The organism is Brucella sp. IR073, assembly GCF_049065735.1.
Taxonomy (GTDB): domain Bacteria; phylum Pseudomonadota; class Alphaproteobacteria; order Rhizobiales; family Rhizobiaceae; genus Paramesorhizobium.
On sequence record NZ_JBAKHD010000006.1, the window covers coordinates 39,801 to 54,747 of the forward strand.

Genomic DNA, 14,947 nt, shown 5'->3' on the forward strand with positions numbered 1-14,947 from the left:
CATTGAGCCAATTCCAGGCGCGGAATTATTTGTTCTTGTTATAGACGTCGAAGACGACAGCTGCGAGCAGCACGAGGCCCTTGATCACCTGCTGCCAGTCGACATTGATGCCCATGATCGACATGCCATTGTTCATGACGCCCATGATGAAGGCGCCGATGACGGCTCCCATCACCTGGCCGACGCCGCCCATAGCCGATGCGCCGCCGATGAACACCGCCGCGATGACGTCGAGCTCGAAGCCGAGGCCTGCCTTCGGCGTTGCCGTGTTGAGGCGCGCAGCAAAGATGAGGCCCGCCAGCGCGGCCAGCACACCCATGTTGACGAAGGTGAGGAAGGTCAGCCGGTCGGTGCGGATGCCCGAGAGCTTCGCCGCCTTTTCGTTGCCGCCCATCGCATAGATGCGGCGGCCGATGGTGGTGTGCCGGGTGACGAAGGCGAAGAGCGCGATCAGCACCGCCATGACGATGAGGACGTTCGGCAGGCCCTTATACGACGCCAGCAGGTAGCACAGGTAAAGGGCAAGGCCGCCGATAATCAGGTTCTTGGCCGCGAACAACGCGAAGGGCTCCGCGTCATAGCCATTGCGCTCGCGCTTGATGCGGCGGCGAATGCCCGACCAGATCATGAAGCCGACAACCGCAACGCCGATCAGCATAGACGTCATGTGGATGCCGTAACCGGGGAAGAAATCCGGAATGAAGCCCGAGCTCAGGAGCTGGAACTGCGGCGGGAACGGACCGATCGACCGGCCGCCCAGAAGCGCGAGCGTCAGCCCGCGGAACACCAGCATGCCTGCGAGCGTGACGATGAAGGACGGTATCTTGTGATAGGCGACCCAATACCCCTGGGCCGCGCCGATGAGGCCGCCCATGGCAAGGCAGAGGATCGTCGCCGGAACGTAGTGAATGCCCCATTGCACCATCATCATCGCCGAGAGCGCGCCGATGAAGCCCGCGACCGAGCCGACCGACAGGTCGATATGCCCCGCCACGATCACCAGCAGCATGCCGAGCGCCATGATGATGATGTAGCTGTTCTGCAGCACCAGATTGGTGAGGTTCAGCGGGCGGAACAACGTTCCGTCCGTCGTGAACTGGAAGAACAGCATGATCAGGATCAGCGCCGCAACCAGCCCGTATTCGCGGAAATTGGCGTAAACGGACAGCGACTGCTTCTGTTTCGCCGCTTTCGTTTCGGAAGATGCGATTTCACTCATAGTTGTTACACCCTTCCCTCAGCACGGATGATCGTTCGCATGATCTTTTCCTGGCTGGCTTCGCTGGCTGGCATTTCTCCGACGAGGCGGCCTTCGTTCATCACATAGATGCGGTCGCACATGCCGAGAAGCTCGGGCATTTCGGAGGAGATCACCAGAATGCCCTTCCCTTCATTCGCCAGTTTGTTGATGATTTCATAGATTTCGTATTTCGCGCCGACATCGATGCCGCGCGTCGGCTCATCGAGGATCAGCAGTTCCGGGTCCGAGAACAGCCATTTCGACAGCACGACCTTCTGCTGGTTGCCGCCAGAGAGATTGCCGGTCACCTGATACACATTCGATGAGCGCAGCTTGGTCTTGGTCCGGTATTCGTTGGCGACCTTCAGTTCCGCGAAATCGTCGATGACGCCGCTCTTGGACACGCCCTTGAGATTGGCAAGCGTCACATTGTGTTTGATATGGTCGATGAGGTTGAGGCCGTAGGTCTTGCGGTCCTCGGTCGCATAGGCGAGGCCGTTATCGACCGCCTTGCTGACCGTCGAAACATCGATCTTGCGGCCATGGAGAAAAACCTCGCCGCTGATATTGCGGCCGTAGGATTTGCCGAAAACGCTCATCGCGAACTCGGTGCGCCCCGCGCCCATCAGCCCGGCAATGCCGACGATCTCGCCCGCGCGGACATTCAGATTGATGCCCTTGATCATCTGGCGGTCGGGGTGGTGCTGGTTATAGACGACCCAGTTCTTCACCTCGAACAGCACGTCGCCGATCTTGGGCGTCCGCTTCGGATAACGATCCGACAATTCGCGGCCCACCATAGCGGTGACGATGCGCTCGTCGCTGATATCGGCCTTCTCGATGGTTTCCACCGTCGTGCCGTCGCGCAGCACGGTGATGCGGTCGGCGACCTTTTCCACCTCGTTGAGCTTGTGGGAGATGAGGATCGAGGAAATGCCCTGCGCCTTGAACTCGAGCAGCAATTCGAGAAGCGCGTCGCTGTCCTTTTCGTTGAGGCTCGCCGTGGGCTCGTCGAGGATCAGAAGCTTCACTTCCTTGGAGAGCGCCTTGGCGATCTCTATCATTTGTTGCTTGCCGACACCCAGATTGGTGACCAGCGTCGAAGGATCTTCGTTGAGCCCGACTTTCTGCAGCAGCTCGCGCGTCCGCTTCTCGGAAATGTCCCAGTCGATGACGCCGCGATGCGCCTGCTCATTGCCGAGAAAGATATTCTCGGTAATCGAAAGCAGCGGGACGAGCGCCAGTTCCTGATGGATAATGATGATGCCGAGGCGCTCGCTGTCCTGAATGCCGCGAAAGCGCTGCTCCTCACCATTATAAATGATCTGGCCTTCATAGCTGCCATGGGGATAGACGCCCGACAACACCTTCATCAGTGTCGATTTGCCGGCGCCGTTCTCACCGACGAGCGCATGAATCTCGCCCCTGGCCACGGCGAGATTGACATTATCCAAGGCTTTCACACCGGGAAAGCTCTTGGAGATATTCCGCATTTCAAGGATCGTATCCATGCTGATCCACACCCGCATAAATCAAGCCGCCTTCATCGCCATCCCCCAGGGGATCACCATCCCGAAGGAGGCGGCGATAAAGCGGCAGGAAGGGCCCCGGAAAATCCCGAGGCCCAGTGTCCAGACCCTTACTTGAGCTGGTCTTCCTTGTAATAACCGGAACCGACCAGAACGTCCTTCCAGTTTTCCTTGGTCACGAGCACAGGCTTCAGCAGGTAAGCCGGAACGACCTTGACGCCATTGTTGTAGGTCTTGGTGTCGTTGACTTCAGGCTCCTTGCCGGTGCCAAGAGCATCGATCATGTTGGCCGTAACCTTGGCGAGTTCACGGGTGTCCTTGAAGATGGTCGAATATTGCTCGCCGGCGATGATCGACTTGACGGACGGAACTTCCGCATCCTGGCCTGAGACATAGGGGAACGGCTGGTCCTTGGTACCGTAGCCTACGCCACGCAGCGAAGAGAGGATACCGATGGAGATGCCGTCATAGGGAGACAGCACGGCGTTGACCTTCTTGTCGGTGTAGTAGGCCGAGAGAAGGTTGTCCATGCGGGCCTGCGCAGCGGCGCCGTCCCAGCGCAGCGTTCCGACCTTGTCCATGCCCATCTGGCCGGACTGCACGACGAGCTCGCCCTTGTCGATATAAGGCTGCAGCACGGACATCGCGCCGTCATAGAAGAAGTAGGCGTTGTTGTCGTCAGGCGAGCCGCCGAACAGCTCGATGTTGAACGGACCCTTCTTCTCCGGCAGGCCGAGCGCGTCGACGAGCGACTTCGCCTGCAGGACACCAACCTGGAAATTATCAAAGGTCGTGTAGTAATCGACATTCGGCGTGTCGCGGATCAGGCGGTCATAAGCGATGACCTTGATGCCGGCGTCATGGGCCTGCTGCAGCGCGCCGGAAAGCGTCGTACCGTCGATCGCGGCGACCACGAGGACCTTCACGCCCTTGGTGATCATGTTCTCGATCTGCGACAGCTGGTTCGGGATGTCGTCTTCAGCGTACTGCAGGTCGGTCTTATAACCGCGCTCCTGCAGGATCTTCACCATGTTGTCGCCATCGGCGATCCAGCGCGCGGACGACTTCGTCGGCATGGAGATGCCGATCGTGCCCTTCTCCTGCGCCATGGTCGGAGCGGCGGCGGCTCCCATCCAGGCGACAGACAGCAGCGCTGCCAAAGCAGTTTTGAGTATTTTCACGGGTATCCTCCCAGTTGCTGATCACATTTCAGCCGCACCCATCCTGAAGCCGCTACGCGATGGCGTTGGCTCAAGACAGGGACGACCAATCCCACCCAAGCCCGGAAATTGGAAAACTCTTCCCCTCGATCCCGATCTCAGGATCAATTACGCCTAACGCTGCAGGGAAAATGACTCCGCCTCCCGGACTTAAATTATATGATATGATTTTTTAAAACGGTTCATTTGTCAACTGGGATGGAGACGCCGCTATGTTTATTCTACCGGAGCGGGCAATTTCAAGCATTTCACCACCTCCTTCTGCACCTGCCTGAACGGGGTATTCCGCAGGTTCGTGCTTAAGTCCTACAGCGTTTTGCAGCCATTTTACGTAAAAGGAAACGCCTCTGCTTGAGGATGACGCGAAAATGAAGGGCGTGTTACCCTGGCAGGCCGTTCTGCGAGGATAGGTTCAACGAAATTGGGGAAAACTTTTTCCCAAGAAAAAGCGGGCTATGCGATATACCGCCATTCGCCCAGAAAAAAGGCGGGAGGCAGTTGGCATGAAGAGTGAAACAGAGAGCGGCAAGACGGAGGCACAGACCCCGCCGGAGAGCGACAGGCCGACCCTGAAGACCATCGCCTTCATGGCGGGGCTTGGCGTCACGACCGTCTCCCGCGCGCTGAAGGACGCGCCTGAAATCGGCATCGAGACGCGCAAGCGCGTTCAGTTGATCGCGCGGCAGGTGGGCTACCGGCCCAACCGCGCCGGCGTGCGCCTGCGCACCGGCAAGACAAACGTCATCGCCCTCGTGCTCAACACGCAGGACGAGATCATGGGCTTCACCTCGCATGTCGTCCACGGCGTTTCCGAGGTGCTGGCCGATACGCAATATCACCTGATCGTCACGCCCTATTCCCATTCCAAGGACCCGATGGAGCCGATCCGCTATATCGTCGAAACGGGTTCGGCTGACGGTCTCATTTTCTCGCGCACGGAGCCCGACGATGCGCGGGTGCGTTACCTGACCGAGCATAACGTCCCTTTCGCCACCCATGGGCGCACGGATATGGGCATTGAGCATCCGTTCCATGATTTCGACAATTACAGCTTCGCCCGCAATGTCGCGGCGCGGCTTGCCGAACGCGGACGCCGGCGGCTGGCGATCCTGACGCCGCCACCGCATCTGACCTATTACAGCCATATGGTGAATGGCTTTTTTGACGGCGCGCGTGAAAATGGCTGCGCCGCCCATATCCTGCCCGGTATCGATATCGATGCGCCGCTCGACATTTTGCGCGAGCGCATCCAGGCCATCGTGCGCCAGGGTGACCGCCCGGACGGGATCATCTGCGCATCGAGCGCTGCTGCCATCGCCACCGTCGCCGGTCTGGAGGCGGCGGGGTTGCGGCTGGGAGCGGATGTGGACGTTGCCGCGAAACAATCCTCCGATATTCTGCCCTGGTTCCGGCCCGAGATGATCGTCGTCAGCGAAAGCTTCAAGCTCGCCGGGCGCAAGCTGGCCGAGGCAGTGCTTGCCCGGATCGCGGGCGCTGACCCGAGCACGCTGCAAAGCATAGGGTAAGACGCGACCTCGTTACCCCTCAAGCCATTTCAGCTGTTCCGGCGTGAGCTTAATATCGAGCGCCGAGAGACTATCCTCTAGCTCGCCGACAGTGCGGGGGCCAATGAGAGGAATCACCGGGAAGGCTTGCGCGACGACATAGGCGAGCGCGACGTGGATCGGGTGGCGGCCAAGCTGCTCTGCCAATTCTATGGCCCTTTCACGGCGTTCGAAATTGCGGTCGGAATACCAAGTCCGCACCATTTCCTCGTCATCCCGCTTGTCGCGTCCCGCCCGCTCGGTGAAGAAGCCCCTGCCCTGGCTTGACCAGGCGAAATTGGGAATGTTGCGCGCCTTCAGCCACTCCTTCCATTCGTCGTCTGAGGCGGCAACGCATCCCGCCCAGATCGGCTCCAGCATTTCGGCGAGCGAGAAATTGTTGGAAAGCGCCGCCGGGGCCGTCTTGCCGGATTTTTGCGCATAGGCGATGGCTTCGTCCATGCGCTCGCGCGTCCAGTTCGACCCGCCGAAAATGCCGCGAATGCGTCCGCGCCGCACTTCCGCATCCATGGCGTCGACGAACTCACCCACGGGCACGTCCGGATTGTCGCGATGCATGAAATAGACATCGACATAATCGGTTTTCAGCCGTTCCAGCGACTGGTCGAGCTGCCTGGCGATGACATCGGGGTAGCAAAGCGGGGAATGGGCCCCCTTGCCGATCAGCACGATCTCCTCGCGCGGCACATTGCGGCTCGTGTGCCAGTCGCCGAAAATCGCTTCCGTCCGCCCGCCGCCATAGATGAAGGCCGTGTCGAACAGATTGCCGCCCGCTTCATAGAAAGCGTCGAGCGTCAGCGAGGCCGAGGCGAAATTGGGGAAGAACTCGAACCCCAGCGCGACAGTGGAAGCGAGTTTGGCGAGGCCGGGAATCTGCCGTTTCGGTATGGAATTGCCGGGGCGTACCGTTCCGCCCGCAATATTCTTCACCCGCTTCGCCGCTCTCTCGATGCCATATTCCAGGCCTACGGAAGCGCGCCAGCGATCCATCACCCTGAGATTGCCGAGCGAATCCTCCCAGCTCATGCCGGGGCTCGCAAATTCCTGCCGCCCCGCCCGAATCGCCTCGCCCGCCGCGTCCACTTCGAAGGCATAGAGCCATCCGTCCTCGCGGACCTCGACCGTTTCCCGCTCGTTTCCCCTGATAATCTCGATGCGCCCCACCCCGCCCTTATGGCCCGAAGCGTACCAGAAATCCTCAACCTCGATGCGTCCGCTCGCGCCGATAATGCGCAGCACATTGTCCTGCTTCGCCATGATGGAGCACGACACATCCGCGATAATACCGCTTGTAAATTTCAGCACGGCGGATGCCCATTCATCGACACCGGAGCCCCCGAGATGGGCGACGCCGAACACCTTTTCCGGTTCTGCGAAAGGCTTGCCTTCCGCCGCGCCCGCGATGAGCCGGGCCATGGAAACCGGATAGCCGCCCACGTCGAGAATGCCGCCCCCAGCGGTATCATTGGCGAACAGGCGGTGATCGGGCCGGAAGCTACCCATGCTGAAGCCGAAGCTGGAGCGGATGATACGGATAGCGCCGATAACGCCCTCTTTGACCAGCTCGACGAGCTTCGCCGTTTGCGGATGCAGGCGGTACATATAGGCCTCGCCCGCAAAGACACCGGCCTTCTTCGCCTCATAGAAAATCGCATCGGCGTCATAGGCCGAAAGCGCAATCGGCTTTTCGACGAGCACATGCTTTCCGGCGCGGATGGCCTTGATCGCCCATTCGGCGTGGAGCGTGTGCGGGGTGGCGATATAGACGGCGTCGATGTCAGGATCGCTCAGAAGCGCCTCATAGCCATGGACCACCCGCGCGCCGGGAAATGCCTCGGCAAGCCCTGGCTTGTCCGGATTGCGCGTGGCGATGGCCGAGAGTTCCCCGGTGTTTGAATGGGCGATGCCATCGGCAAAGGTGCGTGCGATGGTGCCTGGGCCGATAATGCCCCAGCGGATCTTTTGGGCGGATATCATTGAAAAACCTCTGGAATGCTCGGGTTGAACGGGAGGATCAGCGCAGGCGTTGGCCGTCTGCGCCGAAGAGGAAGAGTTTGTGAAGAGGGATGCCCACCGTCAGGTGGCTCTGATTGGCAAGACCGCGCGAATCCGGACGCTCGATCACCAGCGGCTCGCCTCCCGCGAGACGGGCATGGACGTAACTGGTGTTGCCCAGATGCTCCGCCATATCGACATGGACGGTCAAATCCACATCGCCCATGCCGCTATGGCGAAAATGCTCAGGCCGGATGCCCAGCGTGACGGGCGTGCCCTCGGCAAGTTGTGTCGCAAGCGGCAGGGTAAGTCGCAGGGCTGGATCGCCGTCGAGCGAGACGGTGACTCCGCCCTCGCTCGCGCCTGATATCTTCGCCGCCAGGAAGTTCATCTTGGGCGAGCCGACAAAGCCCGCGACGAACCGGTTGGCGGGGTTGTCATAAAGGTCCAGCGGCGCGCCGACCTGCTCGATATTGCCGCCGCGCATCACGACGATCTTGTCGGCGAGCGTCATCGCCTCGGTCTGGTCATGCGTGACATAGATCATCGTCGTGCCGAGCTGCTTGTGCAGCCGGGCGATCTCCACCCGCATCTGCACGCGCAGTTCGGCGTCGAGATTCGACAGCGGCTCGTCGAAGAGAAACACTTGCGGCTCGCGCACAATGGCGCGGCCGATGGCGACACGCTGGCGCTGTCCGCCCGAGAGCTCCTTTGGCCGCCGGTGCATCAGCTCGGCGATCTGCAGGATTTCGGCAGCGCGCCGCACGCGCTTCGCCGTATCCTCCTTCGGATTGCCGTTCATCCTCAGCCCGAAGGAGAGGTTCTCCTCGACCGTCATATGCGGATAGAGCGCATAGGACTGGAACACCATGGCAATGCCGCGGTCGGCGGGCTCGGCATCGTTGACGACTTTTCCGCCGATGGCGATCTCCCCGCCGGAAATATCCTCCAGCCCCGCAATCATGCGCAGCAGGGTGGATTTTCCGCAGCCGGAGGGGCCAACGAACACCACGAACTCGCCATCGGCGATATCGAGATTGGCGCCGTGAATGATTTCCAGCGTACCGTAACGCTTGACGACATTTTTGAGGACAAGGCCAGCCATGACGCTCCCCGATTATTTGACGGCGCCGGCGGCGATGCCGGCAATGAAATGGCGCTGCAGGAAGACGAAGACGGCAAGCACCGGCGCGGTCAGCAGCACGGCGCCCGCCATGATGCCGCCCCACGAAACCTTGGTAAGACCGATGAGCGTGCCGAGCGCGACCGGAGCGGTCATCATGCCGGGCCGGGAATTGATGAGCAGCGGCCAGAGATAATTGTTCCACGAAGCGAGGAAGAGGATGATCGACAGCGCCGCCATGGTGGGCCGCGCCAGCGGCAGCGCGATACGCAGGAAGATCTGCCATTCCTTCACACCCTCGACGCGGGCGGCATCGAAAAGTTCCGATGGCATCATGGAAAAGGCCTGCCGCATGAAGAGCACACCGAGCGAATTGAAGAGCGGCGGCACGATCAGCGCGATCCAGGTGTTGGCGAGCTTGAACTCCCGCGCGACCATGATGAATTGCGGAATAACCACCACCGCGAAGGGTAGCGTGATGGTGCCGAGGATGATGGCGATGACCACCGATTTTCCGGCGAAGCGATAGCGCACCAGCGCCCAGCCGGCCATCGAGGTCAGAAGCACCGATAGAACGGTGTAGATGACGGCGACCGTGATAGAGATGAACATCGCCCGCAGGAAATTGGTGTTGCCCTGCAGGACATGGAAATTCTCCATGAAATGGGTCGATGGCGTCAGGACGATCTCAGGGCTGAAAATGCCGTGATCAGGCATGGTGGAGAAGATGAACATCATCCACAGCGGAAACAGCCAGATCAGCGCCAGCGGCGTCAGCACGGCATGAAGGCCGATCTTCTGCCAGAGCAGGGTCTTCGATCTGGATCTCATTTCGATTCCCTCCCGGCCCATAGATTGAGAAGCGATATGGCGATAGCGAGCGCGGCCATGATGTAGGCGATGGCCGAGGCGTAACCGAAATTCAGCGAGGTGAAGCCCTGTCGATAAAGCAGGAGGCCGAGCGTCTCCGTCGCCCCGCCGGGGCCGCCTCTGTTGGTGATGAGGAACGGTTCGGTGAAGAGCTGCATCGTGCCGATGACCGACAGGACGACGCAGAACATGATGATCGGCTTTAAGAGCGGCAGCGTGATGTGAAAGAATTGCTGGCGCTTGCTCACCCGGTCAAGCGTGGCCGCTTCATAGACATCAGCAGGAATGGACTGAAGCCCGGCAAGGATGATGATGGCGTTATAGCCCGCCCAGCGCCAAGTGACGGCGATGATGAGCAGTGCCATTGCAGCATTGCCATTGTCGAACCAGGAGACGGGCGCAAGTCCCACCGAGGTGATCAGCTTGTTGATAATGCCGAAATCGGCGCTGAACATCACCCGGAACACGGCGGCATAGGCGACCTCGCCGACGACGACGGGCGCGAAGAAGGCGAAGCGATAGAACGGACGCGCCTTCAGTAGCGGCGAATTCAGGAGAACCGCCATGATCGTCGCGAGCGCGATCATGACAGGTACCTGTATCACAAGGATAATCAGCGTGTTGTACAGCGCGTTATAAAAGGCCGGGTCGGCGATGAGCCGGCCCCAGTTGAGCGACGGCGCGAAACGCCATGGATTGACGCGGGTGTTCTGGAACGACAGCAGGAACGAGTCGATGATCGGCCAGACCCAGAACACCGCGAAAATCAGAAGATAGGGGGCGAGGAACGCATAAGCGATCCGGTTGTTGAGCCGCATGGCTTGCCTCCGAAATATCCTTGGAGCTTTTGTTCAGAAGGAAGCATCGGCRGGACATCTCCCCCTCTGTCCTGCCGGACATCTCCCCCTCAAGGGGGGAGATTGGCTGACCTCACCCTCCACCGCCCATTCTGCGACGCTTGCGATTGGTGCCGCGCGTCGATGACGGCTAATCTCCCCCCTTGAGGGGGAGATGTCCGGCAGGACAGAGGGGGGGTGCCTCGCGATTCCCTCCAAACGTCGACGCTCTTCACTGAGCTACCGGCAACCCCGTTGCTGCTTCGATCTGCTTGGCAGCATCATCCAGCGCCGCCTTGGCATTGGGATAGCCTCCCGCGAAATATTTGGTCTGAGTTGCCATGTAGATAGCGTCGGCGTCGGTCTGGAAGGCCGTGCCGCGGGCGGGCACGATCTTCGGCAGGGTCGCCAGGATCTCGGCCCAGACCGGCTGCCCGCCCCAATAGGGCTGCGCCTCCTTGACGAAGGGATCGTCGATGGCCGAGAGAAGCGACGGCACCAGGCCGAAGGATTTCAGCATCGTTACCTGCGCCTCATTGGTGGTGAGGGCATAGTCGATGAATTTCCATGCCGCTTCCTTGTTCTGCGAGGCGGAGCTGATGGCGAGCGAAGAGCCGCCGATATTGGCGGCGCGCGGTCCGTCAGGCGTCAGGCTGGGCATGAGATAGACGCCCCATTTGCCCGAGAGATCGGGCGAGTTGGTGCGGATCGAGCCTTCATACCAGGCGCCATACATCTGGCTCGCGGCCTTGCCCGCCGTGTTGGCCTGGATTTTCTCGTCCCAGATCGCGGCAGTTATGATGCCCGCGTCCTTCATCTCCTTCAGCTTTTCCAGCGTGGCGACGCAAGCCGGCTGGTTGATGGTGATGCTTTGCCCGTCAGTGGAGAAGTAGCCGCAGCCCTGCTCATTGGCGATCATGCGGAACCATTCGCTGTCACCGTTGAAATCGGCCTGCGCCATGACTGTACCGGGATTGGCCGCCATGACCTTCTTGCCGGCGGCAATGAAATCATCCCAGGTCTTGATCGTCTGCGGATCGACCCCGGCCTTTTCATAGAAATCGCGGCGATAGAAGACCGCGACCGGGCCGGAATCCCAGGGCATGGCATAGGCAACCCCGTCCACTTCCAGTTCGGTGCGCTTGAAATCGGGGAACAGCGCCTGTTTTTCGGGCGTATAGCCAAGCTGGGTCAAATCCGTGAAGCAATCCGGGAAACGGGCCCAGAACACTTCCGCCTCGAAATTCTCGACGGTGACGATATCAGGCAGCCCCTCCCCGCCCGCGGCGCAGGCGGCCAGCGTCTTGTCATAGACCGGATCATTGCCGAGATCTTCGATATTGACCTTGATATCGGGGTATTTCTTGTTGAACCCTTCGAGCGTCGACTTCAGCGACGATGCGGCGACGTTCCAGCTCCAGATGGTGATGGTGGTGGTGGACTGCGCGGACGCAGGCACAGTCAAAAGCGCAAGCGACAGCGCCGCGCCAAGAAGTTTGAAGCACATTGAAAACCTCCCTTTTCCAATTGCCGTTCTTCAGCGAACCTGTTGAGATTAGCGTCCAGCGGAAAACTGTCTCGTCGAAAGGGAATGTCGATTTGGCGGAAAGTAAGGTTGCCGAAAGAGCCATCTACCAGCCCGGCGCAAGCAGTATCGAGGGCTTGCCCACCACCCTGCAGTTTTTTCACAACCACCCGCCCATCATGCTGAGGCCGCACTGGCACGCGCAGGTGGAGGTCAATTACATCATGCGAGGCTCCGTCCATTACCGGATGGGCGATTATGGCCTTCGGCTCGCCGCCGGGCAGATGTGCCTGTTCTGGGGCGGACAATCGCATCAGCTGGATGAATCCTCGAGCGATTCCCTCTATGCGGGCGCGCATCTGCCGCTCGTCCATTTTTTCCGGCTGCGCCTGCCGGCTCCCGCCTCCGCGCAATTGATGGGCGGCGCGACCATATTGACCTCGCACACCGACCGGGCCGACGAGGAAAATTTTGCCCGCTGGTTTCGTTATGCGCGGTCGGGCGATCCGGCAAAGGCGGAACATGCGGTGGCCGAACTGCTGCTGCGCATCGAGCGCATGTTCCTGGAGCCCTATTCGGTGACATCCGCCGCGACCGGCGAGCGAAAGGCAGGCCAGGATGGCGGAACAGGGCCATCCTCAAGCGTCGCGCGCATGTGCGATTATATCGCCGCGCATTTTCTCGATGATATCGACGCGACGGACATCGCCCGCGCGGTCCAGCTTCATCCGAAATACGCCATGGACCTCTTTCGCAAATCGACCGGGATGACGCTCATCAAATATCTGACGTTGCTCCGCCTTTCGCGCGCGCAGGCCATGCTGATGAACGGAACGGAGAACATCCTCCAGATCGCGATGGAAAGCGGCTTCGGCTCCGTCAGCGCCTTCAACAAGGCGTTCCGGCAGATCGCCGGGATGTCCCCTTCGGACTTCCGGCGCGAGATGCGCAACGCCATTTGCTGAAAAGTGCGGCGCGCGCGATGATGAATTAGGTTTTCCGCCGGACGAAATAGGCCCCGCCTGCGCTCATCAGCGCCAGGGCATACCAAGTGAGAGCATAGACGAGATGAGTGTTGCGGAAATGGATAATTGTGAGGCCGCCCACCGGCAAGCCGCCGGGGTTCGCGGTCGCGTCGGCATCGATGAAATAGGGCGCGACGGTCTGGAGATGCTCTGAGGCAGCGATGGCGGCGACATCGCGGGAATACCAGCGGCCCGCCTTGGGATCGTTCGAGCGAAGGAATGCGCCGCCCGGCTCGCTGAGGCGCAGAAGGCCGGTGACCGTGGTGGTGCCTGAAACTTCGCCAGCAGCGCGCGCGGCGCGGTCACGCCGGTCATTGGGCACGAAGCCGCGATTGACGAGGATCGTCGCGCCATCCGGCTGGCGAAGCGGCGTGATCACCCAGAAGCCGGGCCCGCGTTCCGTCACCGCCTGGACGAGCACGTCCTTGCCGTAGTCGAACGTGCCGGAAGCGGTGACGCGCCGGTATTCATCGTTCTTCGCTGTTATATTGGGCCAATCGGACGGACCCGGTGCAGGTACCGGCGCGGCGTGAACACGGGCATCGACGCGGGCGATCAGGTCCAGCTTCCAGAACAGCCGCTGCACCTGCCAGGTGCCGAGGCCGACAAAAACAGCCGTCATGAACAGCAGCGCGCCGATCATGAACGCTCTTGAGCGGCGCGGGCTTCCTGGATTTGCCGGCTCCAGCTCCGCCGAAGAAGCATCGTCCACGACATCATCTCCTTTCAGAGCGGCCCGTCTTGGCGGTCCGCTTAGAACCGTTATGCAGGCGGAAATGTCGAGGCATGGATTCCTGTGACAAGCACAGGAATGACGGATTGCATGATCGTTTTAGATAACAATCAACGTCTTTGCTTGCGCAGCGGTTCCAGGTGGATGGTGCCCGCCTCTACGCCCGTCATTCCTGTGCTTGTCACAGGAATCCATGCCTCTCCGTTGACGCTGCCACCTGGATGAAAGAAGCGGCAGCGTCCAAAATGAATGCCCTAAGGCATGTTCTTCATCACCTCTGGCGACATGGGCATCATGTTGTAGTTCAGATGATGCATGACCCAGAGCGAGCCGGCGAGGAGGATGCCGACGAGCACCAGCGTGAAGATCAGCGCCATGATCGTCCAGCCGCCTTCCGAGCGCGGGTTCATGTGCAGGAAGAAGATCATGTGGACGACGATCTGTATCGCGCCGAGGCCCATGACCAGCACCGCCGTGAGCGCCTTGCTGTCGGTGGCGCCGCTCATGACCAGCCAGAACGGGATGGCCGTCAGGATCACCGACAGCAGGAAGCCGGTCATGTAGCCCTTGAAGGTGCCGTGCGCGGCCCCATCGTCGTGATGGGCGTCTGCTGCACTATGGTGAGCGTGAGAATGCGAACTCATCCGAGGACTCCCATCAGATAGACGAAGGAGAAGACGCCGATCCAGATGACGTCGAGGAAGTGCCAGAACATCGAAAGGCACATCAGCCGGCGCTTGTTCTCCGGGATCAGCCCGTATCTTGCCACCTGCACCATCAGCGTGATCAGCCAGATGATGCCAAAGGTCACGTGCAGGCCGTGCGTGCCGACCAGCGCGAAGAAGGACGAAAGGAACGCCGAACGCTGCGGGCCCGCGCCTTCATGGATCAGATGGCTGAACTCATAGAGCTCGAGCCCGATGAAGATCGCGCCGAATATGCCGGTTATGCCGAGCCAGAGCAGCGTCTGGGTCTTGGCGCCCTTATCCATCCACAGCATGGCGAAGCCATATGTGATGGATGACAGGAGCAGCATCGCCGTGTTGATGGCGACGAGCGTGAGGTCGAACAGATCGGCGGGCGAAGGCCCCGCCGCATAATTGCGGCCGAGCACGCCATAGACGGCGAAGAGGACGGCGAAGATCAGGCAGTCGCTCATCAGGTAGATCCAGAAGCCCAGCATGGTGCTGCCTTCCGGATGATGCTCATCCTTCAGATAGAATTCCTGGTCTTCCGCTGTCGGTGTCGCCAGATGGGCGTGGGCGTGTGCTGCTATACTCATCGTT

The 14,947-nt window shown here is 60.4% G+C and carries 13 protein-coding genes; 2 read left to right on the forward strand and 11 right to left on the reverse strand.

The window, feature by feature from the left end; translation table 11 throughout:
* Positions 1–25: 25 nt before the first annotated feature.
* The 3 genes from mmsB to chvE form a co-directional block, all read right to left on the reverse strand.
* Positions 26–1,219: a multiple monosaccharide ABC transporter permease gene (gene mmsB, locus ACOWVG_RS14430; RefSeq protein WP_420962942.1), complete on the reverse strand. Its 1,194-nt coding sequence runs from the start codon at positions 1,217–1,219 to the stop codon at positions 26–28.
* 5 nt (positions 1,220–1,224) lie between these two features.
* Complete coding sequence (mmsA, locus tag ACOWVG_RS14435; protein ID WP_420962943.1) at positions 1,225–2,751, reverse strand: multiple monosaccharide ABC transporter ATP-binding protein; 1,527 nt, start codon at positions 2,749–2,751, stop codon at positions 1,225–1,227.
* A gap of 128 nt (positions 2,752–2,879) precedes the next feature.
* Entirely contained in the window at positions 2,880–3,902 is a 1,023-nt protein-coding gene (gene chvE, locus ACOWVG_RS14440; protein ID WP_420963102.1) for a multiple monosaccharide ABC transporter substrate-binding protein, read from the reverse strand.
* A gap of 590 nt (positions 3,903–4,492) precedes the next feature.
* Here chvE and ACOWVG_RS14445 point away from each other — a divergent pair.
* Positions 4,493–5,515 carry a LacI family transcriptional regulator gene (locus ACOWVG_RS14445; RefSeq protein ID WP_420962944.1) on the forward strand — a complete coding sequence of 341 codons (1,023 nt, stop codon included), beginning with the start codon at positions 4,493–4,495 and terminating at the stop codon, positions 5,513–5,515.
* 12 nt (positions 5,516–5,527) lie between these two features.
* Here ACOWVG_RS14445 and ACOWVG_RS14450 read toward each other — a convergent pair whose 3' ends face one another.
* From ACOWVG_RS14450 to ACOWVG_RS14470, 5 genes are all read right to left on the reverse strand, one after another.
* Positions 5,528–7,531, reverse strand: coding sequence for an aldo/keto reductase (locus tag ACOWVG_RS14450; RefSeq protein ID WP_420962945.1), 2,004 nt, complete (start codon positions 7,529–7,531; stop codon positions 5,528–5,530).
* A 37-nt stretch (positions 7,532–7,568) separates the two neighbouring features.
* The gene (locus ACOWVG_RS14455; protein WP_420962946.1) at positions 7,569–8,654 is read right to left on the reverse strand and encodes an ABC transporter ATP-binding protein; all 1,086 of its coding nucleotides are present in this window, start codon (positions 8,652–8,654) and stop codon (positions 7,569–7,571) included.
* A gap of 12 nt (positions 8,655–8,666) precedes the next feature.
* Positions 8,667–9,503, reverse strand: coding sequence for a carbohydrate ABC transporter permease (locus ACOWVG_RS14460; protein WP_420962947.1), 837 nt, complete (start codon positions 9,501–9,503; stop codon positions 8,667–8,669).
* A complete protein-coding gene (locus tag ACOWVG_RS14465) occupies positions 9,500–10,360 on the reverse strand; it encodes a carbohydrate ABC transporter permease (RefSeq protein ID WP_420962948.1) in 861 nt (286 codons plus the stop codon). Before ACOWVG_RS14465 ends, ACOWVG_RS14460 begins: the two co-directional genes overlap by 4 nt.
* Before the next feature lie 250 nt (positions 10,361–10,610).
* Positions 10,611–11,885 carry an ABC transporter substrate-binding protein gene (locus ACOWVG_RS14470; RefSeq protein ID WP_420962949.1) on the reverse strand — a complete coding sequence of 425 codons (1,275 nt, stop codon included), beginning with the start codon at positions 11,883–11,885 and terminating at the stop codon, positions 10,611–10,613.
* A 92-nt stretch (positions 11,886–11,977) separates the two neighbouring features.
* Between ACOWVG_RS14470 and ACOWVG_RS14475 the strand changes: the two genes are divergently transcribed.
* Positions 11,978–12,868, forward strand: coding sequence for a helix-turn-helix domain-containing protein (locus tag ACOWVG_RS14475; protein WP_420962950.1), 891 nt, complete (start codon positions 11,978–11,980; stop codon positions 12,866–12,868).
* Between the two features lie 25 nt (positions 12,869–12,893).
* On the opposite strand, the gene ACOWVG_RS14480 is transcribed toward ACOWVG_RS14475, so the two are convergent.
* From ACOWVG_RS14480 to cyoC, 3 genes are all read right to left on the reverse strand, one after another.
* Positions 12,894–13,571, reverse strand: coding sequence for an SURF1 family protein (locus ACOWVG_RS14480; RefSeq protein ID WP_420963104.1), 678 nt, complete (start codon positions 13,569–13,571; stop codon positions 12,894–12,896).
* 344 nt (positions 13,572–13,915) lie between these two features.
* Positions 13,916–14,305, reverse strand: coding sequence for a cytochrome o ubiquinol oxidase subunit IV (cyoD, locus tag ACOWVG_RS14485; protein WP_420962951.1), 390 nt, complete (start codon positions 14,303–14,305; stop codon positions 13,916–13,918).
* The gene (gene cyoC, locus ACOWVG_RS14490; RefSeq protein WP_420962952.1) at positions 14,302–14,943 is read right to left on the reverse strand and encodes a cytochrome o ubiquinol oxidase subunit III; all 642 of its coding nucleotides are present in this window, start codon (positions 14,941–14,943) and stop codon (positions 14,302–14,304) included. Before cyoC ends, cyoD begins: the two co-directional genes overlap by 4 nt.
* Between the last annotated feature and the right edge of the window lie 4 nt (positions 14,944–14,947).

Coding starts and splice junctions, on each gene's coding strand:
- mmsB (WP_420962942.1), bottom strand. CDS start 1,219: ATGAGTGAAATCGCATCTTCCGAAACGAAAGCGGCGAAACAGAAGCAG.
- mmsA (WP_420962943.1), bottom strand. CDS start 2,751: ATGGATACGATCCTTGAAATGCGGAATATCTCCAAGAGCTTTCCCGGT.
- chvE (WP_420963102.1), bottom strand. CDS start 3,902: ATGGGAGCCGCCGCCGCTCCGACCATGGCGCAGGAGAAGGGCACGATC.
- ACOWVG_RS14445 (WP_420962944.1), top strand. CDS start 4,493: ATGAAGAGTGAAACAGAGAGCGGCAAGACGGAGGCACAGACCCCGCCG.
- ACOWVG_RS14450 (WP_420962945.1), bottom strand. CDS start 7,531: ATGATATCCGCCCAAAAGATCCGCTGGGGCATTATCGGCCCAGGCACC.
- ACOWVG_RS14455 (WP_420962946.1), bottom strand. CDS start 8,654: ATGGCTGGCCTTGTCCTCAAAAATGTCGTCAAGCGTTACGGTACGCTG.
- ACOWVG_RS14460 (WP_420962947.1), bottom strand. CDS start 9,503: ATGAGATCCAGATCGAAGACCCTGCTCTGGCAGAAGATCGGCCTTCAT.
- ACOWVG_RS14465 (WP_420962948.1), bottom strand. CDS start 10,360: ATGCGGCTCAACAACCGGATCGCTTATGCGTTCCTCGCCCCCTATCTT.
- ACOWVG_RS14470 (WP_420962949.1), bottom strand. CDS start 11,885: ATGTGCTTCAAACTTCTTGGCGCGGCGCTGTCGCTTGCGCTTTTGACT.
- ACOWVG_RS14480 (WP_420963104.1), bottom strand. CDS start 13,571: ATGATCGGCGCGCTGCTGTTCATGACGGCTGTTTTTGTCGGCCTCGGC.
- cyoD (WP_420962951.1), bottom strand. CDS start 14,305: ATGAGTTCGCATTCTCACGCTCACCATAGTGCAGCAGACGCCCATCAC.
- cyoC (WP_420962952.1), bottom strand. CDS start 14,943: ATGAGTATAGCAGCACACGCCCACGCCCATCTGGCGACACCGACAGCG.